This is a genomic window from Saccharothrix luteola, from assembly GCF_020859565.1.
GTDB classification, from domain to species: Bacteria; Actinomycetota; Actinomycetes; order Mycobacteriales; family Pseudonocardiaceae; genus Actinosynnema; species Actinosynnema luteola.
The window spans coordinates 196824-213603 of sequence record NZ_JAJHUO010000017.1 but is presented as its reverse complement, the minus strand read 5'-3'; the positions used below and the strand labels follow the sequence as shown (position 1 = coordinate 213603).

Sequence of the window (16780 nt, the reverse complement as noted above, 5' to 3'; positions counted from 1 at the left end):
CATCGGGAGGGCCCGGTGACCGCCGTGCGGGAAGCCCCCGCGCAGGCCGGACCCACGCCTCCGGCGCGGACGGGGCAGTTGGCCGCGGCGGCGCGCTGGGCACGGCGCGCCCCGCTCCTGCCCGCCCTGATCTTCACGATCGTGGTCACCCAGCTGCCGTTCGTGGCCACGCTGGTGATCTCGCTGATGCGGTGGAACTCGCTGGACCCGGCCAACCGCGGGTTCGCGGGCCTGGACAACTACACCGCCGTGTTCACCGACCCCGACCTGCGCGGCGCCATCGGCGTCACGGCCCTGCTGACCGCGACCGTGGTGCTGGTCTGCCTGGTCCTCGGGCTGGGGCTGGCCCTGTTGCTCGACCGGAGGTTCGCCGGGCGCGGTCTCGTGCGCACGATGCTCATCGCGCCGTTCCTGGTGGTGCCGGTCGCCGCCGCGCTGCTGTGGAAGCACGCGCTCTACAACCCCGAGTACGGCCTGCTCAACGGTGTGCTGACGTGGTTGTTCGGCGACGACGCGCCGCAGCCGGAGTGGATCAGCGGCATGCCGCTGATCGCGGTCGAGGCGGCGCTGGTGTGGCAGTGGACGCCGTTCATGATGCTGATCCTGCTGGCGGGCCTGCAGAGCCGCCCGCAGGACGCGGTCGAGGCCGCGCGCATCGACGGCGCCACGGCGTGGCAGGTGTTCCGCTACCTCACGCTGCCCCACCTGCGGCAGTACCTGGAGCTGGGCGCGCTGCTCGGCTCGATCTACGTCGTGCAGAACTTCGACGCCGTCTTCACCATCACCTCCGGCGGCCTCGGCACGGCCAACCTGCCCTACACGATCTACCAGACCTTCTACCAGGCGCACGACTACGGCCAGGCGTCCGCCGCGGGCGTGGTCGTGGTGGTCGGCTCGATCGTCATCGCCACGTTCGCGTTGCGCGTGGTGTCGTCGCTGCTCCGAGAAGAGGCGCGGGCATGAGGCGACTCCTGGGCCTGGCCGCGTGGGCCGCGGGCCTGCTGTTCTTCGCGCCGGTGGCGTGGATGGTCCTCACCTCCCTGCACAGCGAGCAGGACGCGGCGACCAACCCGCCGTCGCTGACCGCGCCCATCACGTTCGACGGCTACGCCGAGTTCTTCGACTCGGAGCCGTGGCCGCCGCTGATCAACTCGCTGAGCGCGTCGATCGGCTCGACCCTGCTCGTGCTGCTGCTGGCGATCCCGGCGGCGTACGCGCTCTCGATCAAGAAGGTCGACAAGTGGTCGGACGTGCTGTTCTTCTTCCTGTCCACCAAGATGCTGCCGGTCGTAGCCGGGCTGCTGCCGATCTACCTGGTCGCCCAGCACACCGGGATGCTCGACAACATCTCGTTCCTGGTCGTGCTCTACACGTCGATGAACCTGCCGATCGCGGTGTGGCTGATGCGGTCGTTCCTGGCCGAGGTGCCGGGCGAGATCCTGGAGGCCGCCGCGCTGGACGGCGCGGGCCTGGTCACCACGCTGCGCCGGGTCGTCGCGCCGGTCGCCATGCCCGGCATCGCCGCGACCTCGTTGATCTGCTTCATCTTCAGCTGGAACGAGCTGCTGTTCGCCCGCGTGCTGACCGGCGTGGTCGCGGGCACTGCGCCGGTCTACCTCACCGGGTTCGTCACCAGCCAGGGCTTGTTCCTGGCCAAGGTGTGCGCCGCCGCCGTGGTGGTGTCGCTGCCGGTGCTCGTCGCCGGGTTCGCCGCCCAGGACAAGCTGGTCCAGGGCCTGTCTCTGGGAGCCGTCAAGTGAGAGCAGCCGTGATCACCGGGGTCGGCGCGGTGGAGGTCGCCGAGGTGCCGGACCCGAGGCCCGGCGCGCGCCAGGTCGTCGTGGACGTCGCGGCGTGCGGGCTGTGCGGCACCGACCTGCACATCCTGCAAGGCGAGTTCGCGCCGACGCTGCCGGTCGTGCCGGGGCACGAGTTCGCGGGCGTGGTCGTCGAGGTCGGCGCCGAGGTCACGGAGGTGGCGGTCGGCGACCGGGTCGCGGTGGACCCGTCGCTGTACTGCCACGAGTGCCGGATGTGCCGGTCCGGGCGGAGCAACCTGTGCGAGCGGTGGGCCGCGATCGGCGTCACGACCGGCGGCGGCGCGGCCGAGTACGCGGTGGCGCCCGTGGCGAACTGCGTGAAGCTGCCCGACCACGTGCGCACCGAGGACGCCGCGCTGATCGAGCCGCTGTCGTGCGCCGTGCGCGGTTACGACGTGCTGAGGTCGCAGCTCGCCAGCCGGGTGCTGATCTACGGCTCGGGCACGATGGGCCTGATGATGCTGCAGCTCGGCAAGCTCACCGGCGCGTCGTCCATCGAGGTGGTCGACCTCAACCCGGACCGCCTGGCCACGGCCGAGCTCCTCGGCGTCACGGCCACCGCGACGTCGCCCGACGAGCTGGACCGGCCGCGGGGGTGGGACGTCGTCATCGACGCCACCGGCAACGAGAAAGCCATCCAGGACGGGCTCGGCCGGGTCGCCAAGGGTGGCACGTTCCTGCAGTTCGGCGTCTCCGACTACGCGGCGCGGGTGACCATCGACCCGTACCGCATCTACAACCAGGAGATCACGATCACCGGCTCGATGGCGGTGCTGCACTCGTTCGAACGCGCGGCCGACCTGTTCGCCACCGGCGTGCTCGACCCGGAGGTGTTCATCAGCGACCGCCTGCCGCTGGCGGACTACGCCTCGGCGCTGGCGAAGTTCCGGGCGGGGCGGGGTCGCAAGATCCAAGTGCTGCCGTGACACGCCTCGGCCCCGGTCACGCGCACGTGACCGGGGCCGAGGCGGTGGGTGCTAGTTGTTCGCCGCGCGCCTGCGCAGCACGATCAGCAGGGCCGCGCCGCCGCCGAGCAGCACGACGCCGATCACCAGCGGGATCGCGATGCTCGCGCCCGTGTTGGCCAGGCCGTCACCCGTGTCGGCCACCGGCACGACCTCGGGGGTCGTGGTCGTGGTGGTGGTCGTCGAGGACGGGGACTCCGTCGTGGTCGTCGTCGGCACGGTGGTGGTGCTCGGCTCGGTCGTCGTCGGCGGCAGCGTGGTGGTGGTCGTCGTCGTGGTGGTGGTCGTCGGGACGACGCACGCCTCGACGGTCTTCGTCTCCTTGAAGGAGTACTGGTTGCCGTCGTGCGCGGTCACCTCGACCACGAACACCCGCTTGACGTCGCCGGTGGCGGAGTACGAGCCCTCGAAGCTCCGGCCGAAGTCCTTGTTCTCCAGCTCCTGGTCGCCGTCAAGGGTGACCTTGACGCGGTTGGCCTTCTGCGAGGTGGCCTCGGCGTACTGGGTGAGCTTCACGCTGAGGGTGGTCGTGCCGTCCTGGCACTTCGCCTCCAGCCTGGGGGTGTGCGCGGAGGCGGGGACAGCGGCGAAGACGGTCGCGGCGACGGCGGCGACAGCGGCGCCGACCAGGGCACCGACTCTGGCGAACTGCATGTGAGGGCTCCTGAGGGAAGGGCTGAGGAGAACCGCGCCACCCTATCGGGGGGTTTATAACAACACGATCCGGGGTTCGGTAACTACTTTCCGTAGATCCGTGACCTAGCGCCGGAGCCGTCTCCGGAGGACGAAGAGCACCACGACCCCGCCGCTGAGCAGCAGCACGCCGAGTACAAGGGGGACGGTCACGTCCGCGCCCGTGTCCGGCAGGCCGCTGTCGTTGGCGGCGGGCACCACCAGCGCTTTCCGTTGCGTGGTGGGCCAATCGAACGTCAACGGCGTGGTCGTGGTGGTCGTCGTCGTGGTCGACGTGGTCGTTTCGACGGGAGTCGTAGTCGTGACCGTCGTGGTGGTGATCGGGACCGTGGTGGTCGTGGTGGTGGTCGTCGTCGGCGGCGTCACGCACACGGGCACGGTCAACGTCTTCCTGAACGACCAGCCGCGCTCCCACCTCGGATCGTCCCACGCGCGCACGGTGACGGTGAAGACGTGCTCGACGGTCCCGGGCTCGCTGTAGGACTTCCGGAACGACTCGCGGAACCCGCTGGTCTCGAGCGACCGCCCGTTGTCCTCGACGGTGACCGAATTGGACCGGCGGCCGTCGTACCGGGTGAGACCGACGGTGAGCACGGCGTTGCCGTCGAGGCACCCGGACTTGAGCGACGGGGTGTGCGCGGAGGCGGGGACGGCGGCCAGCAGGCCGGCGGACGCGACGGCCGCCGCGACGCAGAGTGATGCCCGGACGGCCCGTGCGAACTGCATGGTGGCTCCTGTGAACGGCGGTGGCGCGGCGGGGAACGCACACCCCTATACGGACGCCACGGGCCGAGCGTTCACATCGGAGCTTCGTCGATCCGGGTGACACCCGGCCACGGGGCGGCGTCGGCCATCAGGCCGATCATCCCCGAGACGAGGCGGAGTTGGTCCACGCCGCGGATGTCGGCCTCCACCAACCTCGGCGAGCACACCACGACCGCCACGGCCTGCGCTCGTGACAGCGCGACGTTCAACCGGTTGCGGGACAAGAGGAAGTCCAGCCCGCGCGGCAGGTCGACGGCGGCCGACGAGGTCATCGTGGTGATCACCACGGGCGCCTCCTGGCCCTGGAACCGGTCCACGGTGCCGACCCGCACGTGCTCGTAGCCGTGCTTCTCCAGCTCGCGCCGCACCAGGCGCACCTGGAGGTTGTACGGCGCCACCACCAGGATGTCGGAGTCGTCCAACGCCCGCGCGTCCGGTCCGTCCGTCCACATGCGACCCATCAGCGACCGCACCACGCCCACCACCGCGTCCGCCTCCTCGATGGACGACGTGGTGTTGTGCGAGTGGGGCACCGAGTGCACGTACACACCGGACGGCACGCCGTCGATCCCGCGTGCGGCGGCGCTGGGGTGCGCGTGCAGGAGTCCGGCGTAGGACAGGTTCGACACCGGCGCGCACACGGCCGGGTGCATGCGCCGCGTCTGGTCCAGGAAGTAGCCGAGCTCCGGCGGGATCACGTCGGCGTCGCCGATCAGGTGCCCCAGCGCCGACGCCTCCGCGCCCGCCGGGTGCGTGCCCTGCACGACCTGCGGCAACTGCTGCGGGTCGCCCAGCAGCACGAGGTTGCGCGCGCACGTCGACACGGCCAGCGCGTCGGCCAGCGCGAACTGGCCCGCCTCGTCCACGATCAGCACGTCGAACGGCTGCTCGCGCAACGCCGCGTTGGCGAAGGTCCACGCCGTGCCGCCGACCAGGTGCCCGCCGCCCTGGTCGTTGCGCCACCGCACCAGCGCCGGGTTGTCGCGCGGCTGCTCCCACGAGCAGTCCTTCGCGGGCGCGCCCTTCGCGCGCTTGGCCGTCGGGATCGGCACACCGAGCTCACGGCCCGCCGCCAGGGCCGCGCTCAGCACGTTCTCCACCGCCTTGTGGCTGGTGGACGTGACGCCGACGCTGCGACCGCCGCGGATCAGGTGCGCGATCAGCCGTCCCGCCAGGTAGGTCTTGCCCGCGCCGGGCGGACCCTGCACGGCGAGCGTGGAGCCGGCCAGCGCGTCCACCGCCGCGATCACGTCGGCGATCAGGTCGTCGCTCCTGGGCAGCGCGCCGGTCCTCAGGCGCGGCGGCGTGCGGCGGACCAGGTCGATGCCGGGGTGCGGCGGGAGCGCCGGCAGCTCGTCCACGACCGAGCGCGCCAGCTCGTAGACCGCCTCGTCCTTCGGCTTCGGCTGGACCGGGCTGCCGGGCAGGACCGCGACGGGCTGCTCACCGTGCACGTCGTCGGGCGCGACGCTCTCCAGCACCACCATGTCGTCGGCCGACTCGGCGAGCACGACGGCGTCACGGGTCACGTTCGCGGGCTTGCCGGGGTAGAGCAGGCGGACCTGGTCGCCCTTCGCGAACGGGTGCGGCCGGTCCGGGTCGCACCACACCCGCACCTCGCGCTTGGCCTTGCGGACCCGGCCGGACGGCATCGCCCAGTCCTGCGCGCGCACCGACACCGGCACCGCGCACGCGCTGTCGGACTCCAGCTCGGACAGCGGCGCGGCCATCTGGCGGAAGAAGTCCCACCACGCCGGGTTCGTCTCGCGCCGGTGGTAGCCGACAGCGGCGGCGAGCAGGGCGCGTGCCCGTTCGTCGTCGGTGGCCTCGGCCGGGTTGTCCGGCAGGCCCGCCAGCAGCGGGTCGACGACGGCGGCGAGACGTTCGGCGCGCTCGGCCCGGCGTTGGGCGGCGAGCTCGTCCTCGATCTCCTCGGTGAACGACGGCTCCGGCACGTGCGGCTCGATGCCCGCCTCCGCGCGCACCTCCAGCAGGAACCGGTAGAGCCGCAGCGTGGAGACGCAGTCGTAGGTGTTGTAGTCGGCGATGCCGGTGAGCACGTCCTCGGCGCGCGCCGGGTCGACGTCGCGCAGGGCCAGGAACTCCTCGTACGCCTCGATGCTGGACACGGCCGTGGTCACGTCGCCCCCGCGTGCCTCCGGCATGTAGAGCGGCTCGAGGTACTTGATCGAGTACGACCGCTGGGACACGCGCAGGGCCTTCCGCACGACGGCGTAGAGGTCGACCAGCGCGCCGGAGCGCAGCAGGTGGTCGACGGCGTCCTCACGCGTGCCGTGCAGGGCGGCGAGCTTCTTGAGCGCGTTCACCTCGTACGGCGCGTAGTGGTAGACGTGCGCGTCCGGGTGATCTTGCAGCGTTCGGGTGGCGTGGTCGACGAACCGCTCGAACGCGGCCTTCTCCTGCGGGCGGGTGTGCGCCCAGAACGGCGTGAAGCGCTCGTCCTCGTCGACCACGCCGAACAGGTACTCCAGGCCCTCGCCGTTGAGCGCGAACGGGTCGCCCTCCATGTCGAAGAACAGGTCGCCGCTGCTGGGGACGGGCAGCGTGGCCAGGGCTTCCGGCGCGACGACCTCGTAGGCGACCTTGCCGGTCGGGTCGTCGTCGGTGCGGGAGTCGTCCTGGATGACCTGGAGCGCGGCCTGGGCGCGCAGGCCGGTGAACGTGGCGGCGGACATCGTCGCGGGGCGGTCGGCGCGGGTGGCGTTGGCGAGGGCGTCGATCGTGCCGAGGCCGGCGGCGACGAGCTTGCGGCGCTGGTCGGTGCGGATGCCGGCGACGAGGGAGAGGTCGCGGTCCCGTTCCCGGCCGGTGGCGCAGTGCCTGCCGAAGCGGCACGTGGCGCACGCCGGGCGTTCGTCGTCCCAGAGGCGTTCGGGCAGGGAGGGTGGTGCGGCGAGGCGTGCGGTGAGGCGGGTCTGGAGGTCGCGGACCAGCGGGAGGAAGTCGGCGACCTGGAACGTCTTGGTGGTGCCGTCGCCGAGCAGGAGGTGCATGGCGGGGCCGGCGTTCTCGCGCAGGGCGTTGGCGTAGGCGGTGAGCTGGACGACGGCGGCCGGGGTGGCGTGCCGGGCGAGCTTGGCGTCGTGCGGCTCGTAGCCGCGGTCGGTGGCGACGAGGAAGTCGGCGCGGCCGTGGAAGCCGTCGGCGTAGAAGACGGCCTGGTAGATCACCGGCGCGCGGGCCGCCATCGCCCGTGCGGTCAGCTCGGCCGCTTGGGTGAGCGCGGCGTGGGTCGGCGCGGGTTGGGGGATCTCGACGACGTCGTGCTCGGCGCGGAACCTCGCGAGCACGGCCTGCTCGTGCGCGTGGCCGTGCCGGGTGGCGAGGGTGTTCGGCGACGGGTCCGGCACGGGTGCGCCGGGCAGGCCCGCGGCGAGCGCCAGCGAGAGCCGGGCGCGGTGGTCGCACTCCAACAGGTCCACCAGGTCCGCCGGGGAGTGCACCAGGTGGCCGTCGGCGGTGAGCATGGCGGGCAGTATCGCGGCCGGACCCGTGAACCGGGCGGACCGCGCACGGCGAGTCGCCGGACTGCGGCCTCCACCACCCGGCCCCCGTCACGCGTCCTGAGCGTTCAACTCGGGGTACCTGAACGTAGGACACGCCGGACCTGAGCGTTCGACACGCCGGACCTGAGTGTTCGGACCCCGCGGGGGTGGTACCGTCGGGTTCCGGGGGGGGCGCGTTCCCCCCCCCGCACCTGTGGGTCCCCCCCGCGCCCGGGCCCAACGTTCGGGTACCGCGTGTCGAACGTTCAGGTTTGGGGGAGGGGGCCGTTGGCGGCTTGCCAGCGGGCTTGGTGGGCGGCGGCTTCGGCGGCGGCCACGGCTTCGGTGGCGGGGGGCAGGGGTTCGGCGCACCAGGCGCGCAGGACGGTGGCCAGCTCGGTGACGAAACGGGTGCCGGTCGGGGTCAGCTCGTCGCCGGCCAGCAGGGTCTCGGCGGTGATCAGCGCCGCTGAACGCCAGCGCGCGTACTCGACCCGCGCGGCCGGGCCCGGGCGGGCACGCCAGAAGCCGGCCACGCCCAGGTGCGCGTAGGTGCCGTGCAGCAGACCGGCCGCCGGCCGCGGGTCTTCCCGCCACGGCGCGTAGAACCGGGCCTCACTGCCGGGCTTGACCAGCGCGAACAGGTCCATCAACGCCACCAGCTTGCTGTGCTGCGCCTCGTGCGCGAGCGTCACGGCCAACGTCTCCGCGTCCGGCGTCGGCGACAGGAACACGCACCCGAACGCGTCGGCCAACGTCGCGCTGCTCGTGCCCGTCGGCGACGACGGCATCGGCGTCAGCACAGACACGACCTCGGCGAACTCCGCGGCGAGCGCCGGGTGGTCCCGGGTCAGCAGGTCCCACGCCGAGCCGAGCGCCCCGCGCCACCACGGCAGGTCGACCGACGCCGCCACCGGCAGCTCGTCGGGCACGCCGCCACCGGCCCACAGGTCCACCTGGAGGGAGTGCGCGCCCAAGCGGATCTCCGGCAACGGCTCGTAAGCCAACCCCGGCCCCACCACCACGCCCAACGAGGGCAGCGAGAACACCTCCACCGGCGGGAACTCCAGGTCCACCGCCACGCCCGCGCGCACCGCAGCCGCGGCCGCCGTGAACGCCAGCTCCGCCGGCCGGGCCTCGTCGCCCCGGCGCATCGCCAACGCCGTCCGCGTCGCCCAAGCGCCGACCGACGGGTGGTCGAGCACCCGGTCCACCGCCGCCGGCGCCACCCGCGCCACCTCGCGCAGCAGTGCGAACGCCTCCCGCGCCGCCGGATCCCCCGCGATGGACCTGATCATCAGCAACGTCCGGCTGCGCCGCGCCAGCCGCAACGTGCGCACCGCCGCGCCACCACCGCCACGCGCGAGGGCGGCGAAGTCCGACGCGGAAACCCGGAACGGCCCGACCGTCACGCGAGCGCCGCCAGGTCCGCCGCCACGCGCGACCGCACGTGCCCGATCAGCCGCACCAGGTCCGGGCAGTACACCGACGGCCGGTCGAACCCGGCGCCCTCCAGGAACCGGTGCGCCCGCAGCCCGCCGCCGCACGCCGACACCACCGGGCACCGGCGGCACTGCTGCGACAACCCGGCCAACCCCGAACGCCCGGCGCGCACGTCCGGCAGGTCCAGCGCCGCGTCGAACGGGTCGCGCGCCACGTGCAGCCCGGTCGCCGAGGCCTCCGGCGAGGACGACGCCAGGATGTCCGAGGCCTCGATCGTGCCGTCGGTCTCCACCACCACCTGGGCCGACGGGCTCAACCCGATCCCCTCCACCCCGGAACGCCCGCCGAGCAACACCGCCAGCAGCTCCTCGAACAGCCGCACGCGCGTCAGCGGCCGGGCGTACCAGACGTCGAACACGGCGATCAGCCACTCCGCGTACGGCGTCGAGACGGTGTCCGCGACACGTCCCGGCGGCGGCGCGGACCAGTTGCCGTGCGGCAGCAGGAAATCCACCGCGGGCGGCGAGAATTCCAGCAACGACTCGTAGACGCGCACCGGGTCTTCACCCACGTCCACCACGCACAGCAGACCGCCGTACACCGCCGGGAACGACCGCAGCGACGTCAACGCCGCCCGCACCGCCGCCCAACTGCCGCCGCCGTCCGGCCGCACGCGGTGCCGGTCGTGCGCTTCCGGCGTGCCGTCCACGCTCACCCCCACCCGAACGCCGTGCGCGGAGAACAGCTCCAGGAATTCCCGGTCCAGCAATGTCGCGTTCGTCTGCACGGTGAACCGAACCGGCACGGGCACGACCGAGCGGAACCGCGTGATCAGCGACTCGATCGCGGCACGTCCGGCGAGCAGCGGCTCACCGCCGTGCAACACGACTTCGACTTCGGACAACCCGTGTGCCCGCACGTGTTCCGCCACCCGTTCGGCGGTGTGCGCGACGATCCCGGGCGACATCACCCTCGGCCGGGAACGCCACCGCTGGTCGGCCAGTTCGTAGACGTAGCAGTAGTCGCACGCCAGGTTGCACCTGCTGTGCACCTTGAGCACGAACTGGCGGAACGGCAACCCATTCCCCGAGTTCACCGTCACCACCCCCGACATTCCCCGCACCACAAGGAAACTCATGCGACCCACCAGCAATCAAACACAGCGCGCCGCCCGCTACCTCCGCCAATCGGAGGATTCCCGACGGTGACCGTTGTCGTTCACTACGATGGGAAGTGCGCCGTCGGCGTTCGCCGGCAATCAGGCGGCTGCGGTGAAACCCGCAGCATTGCGGTGAGGGGGTAGGTCGGACATGACTTCCGAACCCGTCCTGGAGTCCGAACTCCTGGACGTCACTGGCGTGGACCTGGCCCGGTTGGCGGAGTTGCCGGACACCGCGCTGCGCGCCGCGCTGCACCGGATCCTCGCGGAGAACGCCGAGCTGCCCGACCGGTTCGCGGCTTTCGAGAGCTCCTTGTGACCGTGACCGCTGCCGTTCGGGTGAAACGCGGCTGAGTCGCGGGCGCGCGGCCCGCGCAACCGGTATTCCCAAGTCCCCCCGCCGCTCTGGAGCAGCAGATGAGCACCCCGCGCACCACACCGGGCCCCACCGGGGTCACCGCCTTCCTGTCGGCGACCGGAGGGACCGGCCGCACCAGCGCGGTGGCGAACCTGGCGTGGGCGTTGGCCGCGGCCGGGCAACGGGTCCTGGTCGTGGACTGGGGTTCCGAGGTGCCGCGGGTGCGCGAGTACCTGGAGCCGTTCCTGGTGGCCCGCCTCGGGCTGCCGGACGCGTTGGGCCGCGGGCTGCTGACCGCGTACCGGGCGGACCCGCTGCGCGAGGACGACCCGGCGCCCGTCGTGGAGCGGTTCGCGCCGCCGGCCGGCGACGTCACGGTCCCCGGCCACATCGACGTGGTGTCGCCGATGCCGGTCGACGCGGCGGGCCGGCCGCAGCCCGAGACCAGGCACGGTGACGCGGGCGCGATCGCCGAGCTGCGCGCGCGACTGGCGGAGTCCGACTACGACCAGGTGCTGATCGACGCGCCGACCGGCGCGGGCGACGAGTCGCTGACGCTGATCGCGACGCTGTGCGAGCTGGCCGTGGTGTGCTTCCGCCCGCGTCCCCGGGCCATCGCCGACGCGGCGGACCTGGCCGCGCGGCTGCGCAAGCGCGCGCCGATCCGGATCGACGTGGTGCCGGTGGCGACGTTGTTCGACGACGCCGACGAGCTGTCGCGGGCGCAGCGCATCCGGTCCGCGATCCGCGCCGCGTTCGCCGAACTGCTGGCCGGGCAGGCGAAGCGGGTGCCCGAGGGCGGCACGATCGAGATCCCCTACCGCCCGTTCGACGCGTTCGACCCGCTGCTGGCGATCCTGGTCGAGGAGCCGACCAGCGGCGGCGCGCTGGAGGCCCAGTACGGCAGGCTGGCCGCGGCGGTCACCGGCGGCGCGGTGACCGAGGTGGTCCCGGTGTCGTCGGTGCTGCGCGCCCGCTACCGGCGGGTGTTCGGGCTGACGTCGACCACCGCGCCGGACCGCGTGGTCCTGGTGTACGCGCCGCGCGACCGGGCCTGGGCGGACTGGGCGCGCGGCCAGCTGGAACGCGCGGGCGCGCAGGTGGCCCGGTTGTCCGAGGCGCGCGGGTGGTTCGAGGCCGACGTGCCGCCGGGCGTGCTGGTCCTCTCGTCGCCGCACCTGGGCGCGGTCGAGCTGCCCGCGCTGCCGCTGACCGTGCTGCGGCTGCGGTTGTCCGACGACGGCCCCGCGGACGGCGGGCTGGACGTGCAGGACCACACCCCGGAGACGTTGAGCGCCCGGCTGCTCGGCCACTTCGGCCTGATCGACCGGCCGGGCACGGTGCACGAGCCGGGCATGCGGGTGCCGGGCAGCGACCCGGCCGTGTTCGAGCTGCCGCCGCGCCACCCCGGCTTCGTCGGCCGGGACGAGGACCTGGAGGCGTTGCGCGACCAGTTCGCGGCGGCCGGCGACGGTCGCGCGGTGGTGACGGTGAACGGCGTGCCCGGCGTCGGCAAGAGCGAGTTGGCGCTGGAGTACGCCTACCGGTTCTCCTCGGACTACGCGGCGGTGTGGTGGCTGTCCGCGCACGACCGGCAGTCGGTGCTGAGCGGCCTGGCCGAGCTGGCGGTCCGGCTTCGCCAACCGGGCTCGACCGACTACGGCACGCTCTCCGCGCTGGAGCGGCTGTCGAACGACCCGGCGTACGCGCGGTTCCTGCTGGTCTACGACAACGCCGACGACCCGGACGTGCTCGCCGACCTGTTACCGGGCGGCGCCACCGGGCACGTGCTGATCACGTCCGGACCGGCGGACCGGCAGGCCGTCGAGCTGGTGCCGATGCGCGCCGAGGACAGCGCGCGCCTGCTGCTGGACCGCGTGCCGGGGCTGACCGCGGAGGACGCGGGCCGGGTCGCGGAGGCCGTCGACCACCTGCCGCTGGCGCTGGACCTGGCGTCGTCCTGGCTCGGCGAGACGGCGCGGACCGAGGTCGCCGCCGGCTCCCGGGACGCCGACGCCGCCACCTGGGCCACGCGCACCCTGTTCGAACGCCTCGGCCGGTCCGAACTGGACGGTGTGGCGCGGGTCGTCGACGTGGCGGTGGACGCGTTGCGGGACAACGGCGTCGGCCGGGTGGCGGTGCTGGTCGCGGAGCTGTCCGCGTTCCTCTCGCCGGAGGGCGCGAACCTGGGTCTGGTGCGCTCGCCCGCGTTCCTCGGCCGGGTGATCGCGGCGGGCGGCGTGGACGCGGAGCCGCTGGAGCTGGACGCCGCCGAGATCGACCGGGTGCTCTGGTACGGCGCGCGGTACGGGCTGTTCCGGGTCGACTGGGGCGACCAGTACTCGCTGCGCCTGCACCGCGTGGTGCAGCGCGCGCTGCGCGACCGGATGACCCAGGCCGAGCGCGAGGAACGGCGGGCCGACGTGCTGCGGGCGTTGGCCGCGCTGGCGCCGACCGAGGTGGAGGACAACTCGCCGACCCGGCACGCCCGGTTCGCCGAGCTGCAGAAGCACGTCATCCCGTCCGGGGCGCTGGCCAGCGACGACCCGAAGGTGCGCCGCTGGCTGGTCAACCAGGTGCGGTTCCTGTTCACCGACGGCGGCGCGGGCGTGCGCCGGGCCGCGCTGGAACCGGGCCGCGCCCTGCTGGAGGCGTGGACCCGCCGGTTCGGCCCGGCCGACCCGCTGCGCAACCGGCTGGCCACCGAGCTGGCCAACGTGCACCGCGTGCTCGGCGACCCGACCGAGGCGCTGCGGCTGGACGACCTGGCGCTGGCCCAGCAGCGGCGCGCGCTCGACCTCACCCACCCGCGCCCGCTGATCACGGCTCGCGGCCGGGGCGGCGACCTGCGCGGGCTCGGCCTGTTCGCCGAGGCGCTGGCCGAGGACCAGGCCACCTGGGAGAGCCTGCGCTCGGTGCTCGGCGAGGACCACCCGGACACCCGCCGCGCGGCGAACAACCTGGCGTCCTCGATGTTCCTGTCCGGTGACGCGGCGGGCGCGCTCGCGCTGGAGGAGGACAACTACCGCAGGCGACGGCGGCTGTTCGGCACGGGCGACTCGCGGACGTGGGCGACCCTCGCGCAGATCGGCCTGTACCAGCGGGAACTGGGTCGCTACCCGGAGGCGCTGGACTCGCTGCTGTACGCGTCGCAGCAGTTGCAGGCGCTGCGGCACGAGCTCAACCAGGTGCAGATCGGCGTGCAGTGGAACCGCGCCATCGCGTTGCGCCTGGTCGGGCGGGTCAAGGAGGCCAAGGAGCGCACCGGCAAGGCGTTGCGGGACTACCGCGAGGTCCTCGGCCCGCACCACCCGTACACGCTGGGCTGCGCGTTGAGCTTCGCCGCCGACCACCGCCGCGTCGGCGTCGACCCCGAGCTGGCGGTCGAGCTCGCGCGCACCGCGCTGGACGGCTTCCAGCAGCACGTCGGGCTGCGCGACGACCACCCGTTCGTGGCGCTGTGCCGGCTCGGCTCCGGGCTGGCGCTGCGCGCGGCGGGCGACCCGGCCGGCGCGGTGAGCCACGTGGAGGCCGCGACGCGGACGTTGCGCGCCCGACTCGGCGACACGCACCCGTGGACGCTGGCGGCGGCCATCGACGAGGCACGGGTGCACGCCGCGGCCGGGAACGCGGACCGGGCCGCCGAACTGATCGCCGAGGCGCACACCGACTGCCTGGAGTTCCTGGGGCACGATCACCCGCACACCGCCGCGGCGGCGCACAACCTGCGGCTCGCGGCGTACCTGATCGATCAGGGCAACCCGACCGACCAGGACTGGCGGGAGTGCGATGTCGACATCCCGCACACCTGAGCGCGCAGGAGGGAGCGGCGTGGAGCTGCACGAGGAGCAGGCCGAGCACGTCGGCCCGGAGTTCGACCTGGCCAAGCAGGCGTGCCGGGCGGTGATCGCGGAGACACCCGCGCTGCACTACCTCGCGCACTACAGCAGCGGCGTGTTCGACTTCGGCGTCGACGCCCTCGGCGACCCGCCGCTCGCGCCGGACGCGCTGCCCGGCGGCACCCGCCGCGAGGAACTCAAGCGGCTGGGCAGGCACCTCACGTTCCAGGTCGCCACGCTGGACCGGGCGTTGCAGGAGGTGCGCACGGGCCGGCTGATCCGCACCGTGCTGCACACCGAGGAGGGCGCGCTGTTCTGCGACTCCGTCGTGCCGACCGAGCACGTGGTCGGCCTGGTGCTGGACCACGCGGGCGCCGGGCCGCTGTTCGGGCACCCCGCCGTCGACGAGGCGGACCGGGCGGTGGCCGGGCTCGCCACGCGGCTGCGCGGGCAGCTCAGCCTCGGCTCGCTCAACCCCGGCGGCTGGGAGAGCGCGGCGGACCTCGCGCCGCTGCCGGTGCGGGGCGCCATGGGCGCGCACGTGACCGCGGGGGAGGGGCCGCTGACCGCGTGCCTGGCGGCGGTGCGGCCGGAGGACCTGCACCTGGTCGCGCACGTCGTCGGCGGCGAGGTGCGGGCGATGGTCGACTGCCTGGGCGACCCGTCGCTTGCGCCGTTCTTCAAGCAGGTCACGGTGGAGGCGCGGCGCCGGTTCTACCACGGGTTCGTGCAGGAACTCGGCGCGCTGACGACGAAGCTGAACCGGGCCGTGAGCCCCGTCGTCGGCGGGCTGATGGCCCGGCTCGTGCTCGACGTCGAGATGGGCGCGATCTACTACTACCGGTTGCGCGCCGGTGAATACCTCGTGGGCGTGACGATCGACCAGGCACGGGTGCGAGCGGCGGATGATCGAATGTCCGCTTTGGCCGAAGAACTCACTCCAATCGGTCCTTGAACGCTCATCCACCCGTGCCTACCGTGGAATGGTGACGCCCGTGATCCGTTCGGCCGCGCTCCTCTCGGCCCTTGGCGCGGGCTGGCTCTGCGCGTGGCAGTGGGGGCTTCACGAAGTCGACCGCTCGCCGGTCTACGGGTATTTCATCACCGCGTTGCTCGGATTCGGTTTGTACGCGAGCACCAGCGGTATCGTGATCGCGGAATTCCGCAAGCAGCTCCGCACGGTCGTGCTGGCCGTCACGATCGGGGTGCTGGCGAAGGTCGCGCTGATCTTCGGCGTGATGTACTTCGCCTTCCACGACCCGGCGTACCTGGTCCTGGCGGTGGCCGTGGCGCAGATCGACCCGCTGTCGGTCGCCGCGATGCGGGCGAAGTCGCGGATGTCGGACTCGGCGAAGGCGCTGCTGTCGGCGTGGGCGTCGTTCGACGACCCGATCACCGTGCTGCTCACGGTCTACCTCACCGCGTTCGCGTTGCAGGGCGGCGGCGCGGTCGGCGGCGTGGGGACGTTCGCGGTCAACCTGGTGCTGAACCTGGCGTTGGCCGGGGTGGCGTTCATGCTGTGGACGCTGGTGCGCGGGCGGGTTCGGCGGGCCGAGACCGGTGGCCGTGCGGTCCGGTACGCGGTGCGCGCGGTGATGGTGGTGGCGGTGCTGGCCATCGGGTTCGTGGCGGTGCAGTACTCGTTGCTGCTCGCGTTGGCGTTGCTGGGCCTGTTCTTCCGGCCGGACCTGGGCCGGTGGGTGGACGGGTTGGCGCAGGCGGGCATGGTCCTGGCCCTCGCCGCGGTCGGGTTGGTGCTCGCCGCCGAGTTCAGCTGGGTGCTGGCCGGTGTCGGCGCGGTGCTCGGCGCGGCGGCGTTCGGCGCGCAGGCCGTGGTGGCGTTCGCGCTGACCGCGCCGAAGCGGTGGCGCGGCGACCGCGTGCGGCTGGCCCTGGGCCAGCAGAACGGGCTGACCGCGATCATCCTGGCGCTGCTGCTGGAACCGACGTTCCCGGGCGCCATCGCCGTGGTCGCGCCCGCCGTCGTCGTGGTGAACCTGCTGCACGCCGTCGCGAACGGCGTCTACGACCGCGTGGCGGCCCGTCCGGCGCCCGCGCCCGCACCGGTGCCCGCGCGACCGCCGAAGCGCGTGCCCCGGGTGCCGCTCAAGCCCGCGACCGCGCCGCAGGCGACCCCCGCCTACCGGGTCAAGCCCACGCCCTGACCGTTCACCTCACCCGTTCCGAACGCAGGACACGCGCGAGAGTCCTACGTTCACGCCGCGCGTGTCG

At 73.1% G+C, this 16780-nt stretch carries 12 protein-coding genes and 1 pseudogene; 8 read left to right on the top strand and 5 right to left on the bottom strand.

The features are described 5' to 3' along the window. Positions 1–15: 15 nt before the first annotated feature. The 3 genes from LNK82_RS24275 to LNK82_RS24265 are packed head-to-tail and all read left to right on the top strand — an operon-like array spanning position 16 to position 2746. Entirely contained in the window at positions 16–963 is a 948-nt protein-coding gene (locus LNK82_RS24275; RefSeq protein WP_308257259.1) for a carbohydrate ABC transporter permease, read from the top strand. Continuing rightward, positions 960–1760: a carbohydrate ABC transporter permease gene (locus LNK82_RS24270; protein ID WP_230569289.1), complete on the top strand. Its 801-nt coding sequence runs from the start codon at positions 960–962 to the stop codon at positions 1758–1760. Before LNK82_RS24275 ends, LNK82_RS24270 begins: the two co-directional genes overlap by 4 nt. Then, the gene (locus tag LNK82_RS24265; protein ID WP_230569288.1) at positions 1757–2746 is read left to right on the top strand and encodes a zinc-dependent alcohol dehydrogenase family protein; all 990 of its coding nucleotides are present in this window, start codon (positions 1757–1759) and stop codon (positions 2744–2746) included. Before LNK82_RS24270 ends, LNK82_RS24265 begins: the two co-directional genes overlap by 4 nt. 51 nt (positions 2747–2797) lie before the next feature. Here LNK82_RS24265 and LNK82_RS24260 read toward each other — a convergent pair whose 3' ends face one another. The 5 genes from LNK82_RS24260 to LNK82_RS24240 form a co-directional block, all read right to left on the bottom strand. Then, complete coding sequence (locus tag LNK82_RS24260; RefSeq protein ID WP_230569287.1) at positions 2798–3439, bottom strand: hypothetical protein; 642 nt, start codon at positions 3437–3439, stop codon at positions 2798–2800. A 105-nt stretch (positions 3440–3544) separates the two neighbouring features. Then, positions 3545–4204: an LPXTG cell wall anchor domain-containing protein gene (locus LNK82_RS24255; protein WP_230569286.1), complete on the bottom strand. Its 660-nt coding sequence runs from the start codon at positions 4202–4204 to the stop codon at positions 3545–3547. A 71-nt stretch (positions 4205–4275) separates the two neighbouring features. Further along, the gene (locus tag LNK82_RS24250) at positions 4276–7731 is read right to left on the bottom strand and encodes a TM0106 family RecB-like putative nuclease (RefSeq protein WP_230569285.1); all 3456 of its coding nucleotides are present in this window, start codon (positions 7729–7731) and stop codon (positions 4276–4278) included. Positions 7732–8015: 284 nt separating this feature from the next. Beyond that, positions 8016–9161, bottom strand: coding sequence for an aKG-HExxH-type peptide beta-hydroxylase (locus tag LNK82_RS24245; RefSeq protein WP_230569284.1), 1146 nt, complete (start codon positions 9159–9161; stop codon positions 8016–8018). Next, positions 9158–10330 carry an FxsB family cyclophane-forming radical SAM/SPASM peptide maturase gene (locus tag LNK82_RS24240; RefSeq protein ID WP_230569283.1) on the bottom strand — a complete coding sequence of 391 codons (1173 nt, stop codon included), beginning with the start codon at positions 10328–10330 and terminating at the stop codon, positions 9158–9160. The genes LNK82_RS24245 and LNK82_RS24240 overlap by 4 nt, the downstream gene beginning before the upstream one ends. Before the next feature lie 172 nt (positions 10331–10502). Here LNK82_RS24240 and fxsA point away from each other — a divergent pair, with 172 nt between their 5' ends. The 5 genes and pseudogenes from fxsA (at position 10503) to LNK82_RS24220 (ending at position 16713) form a co-directional block, all read left to right on the top strand. Further along, complete coding sequence (fxsA, locus tag LNK82_RS24235; RefSeq protein WP_230569282.1) at positions 10503–10670, top strand: FxSxx-COOH cyclophane-containing RiPP peptide; 168 nt, start codon at positions 10503–10505, stop codon at positions 10668–10670. 98 nt (positions 10671–10768) lie between these two features. Beyond that, positions 10769–10903, top strand: a pseudogene (locus LNK82_RS48365) (cellulose synthase operon protein YhjQ/BcsQ); the annotation flags it as partial. Between the two features lie 213 nt (positions 10904–11116). Next, positions 11117–14521 carry an FxSxx-COOH system tetratricopeptide repeat protein gene (fxsT, locus tag LNK82_RS24230; protein WP_372470624.1) on the top strand — a complete coding sequence of 1135 codons (3405 nt, stop codon included), beginning with the start codon at positions 11117–11119 and terminating at the stop codon, positions 14519–14521. Between the two features lie 19 nt (positions 14522–14540). After that, positions 14541–15503, top strand: coding sequence for a hypothetical protein (locus tag LNK82_RS24225; RefSeq protein ID WP_230569280.1), 963 nt, complete (start codon positions 14541–14543; stop codon positions 15501–15503). Positions 15504–15543: 40 nt separating this feature from the next. After that, positions 15544–16713, top strand: a complete 1170-nt coding sequence (locus tag LNK82_RS24220) for a cation:proton antiporter (RefSeq protein WP_230569279.1) — start codon at positions 15544–15546, stop codon at positions 16711–16713. Positions 16714–16780 lie beyond the last annotated feature (67 nt).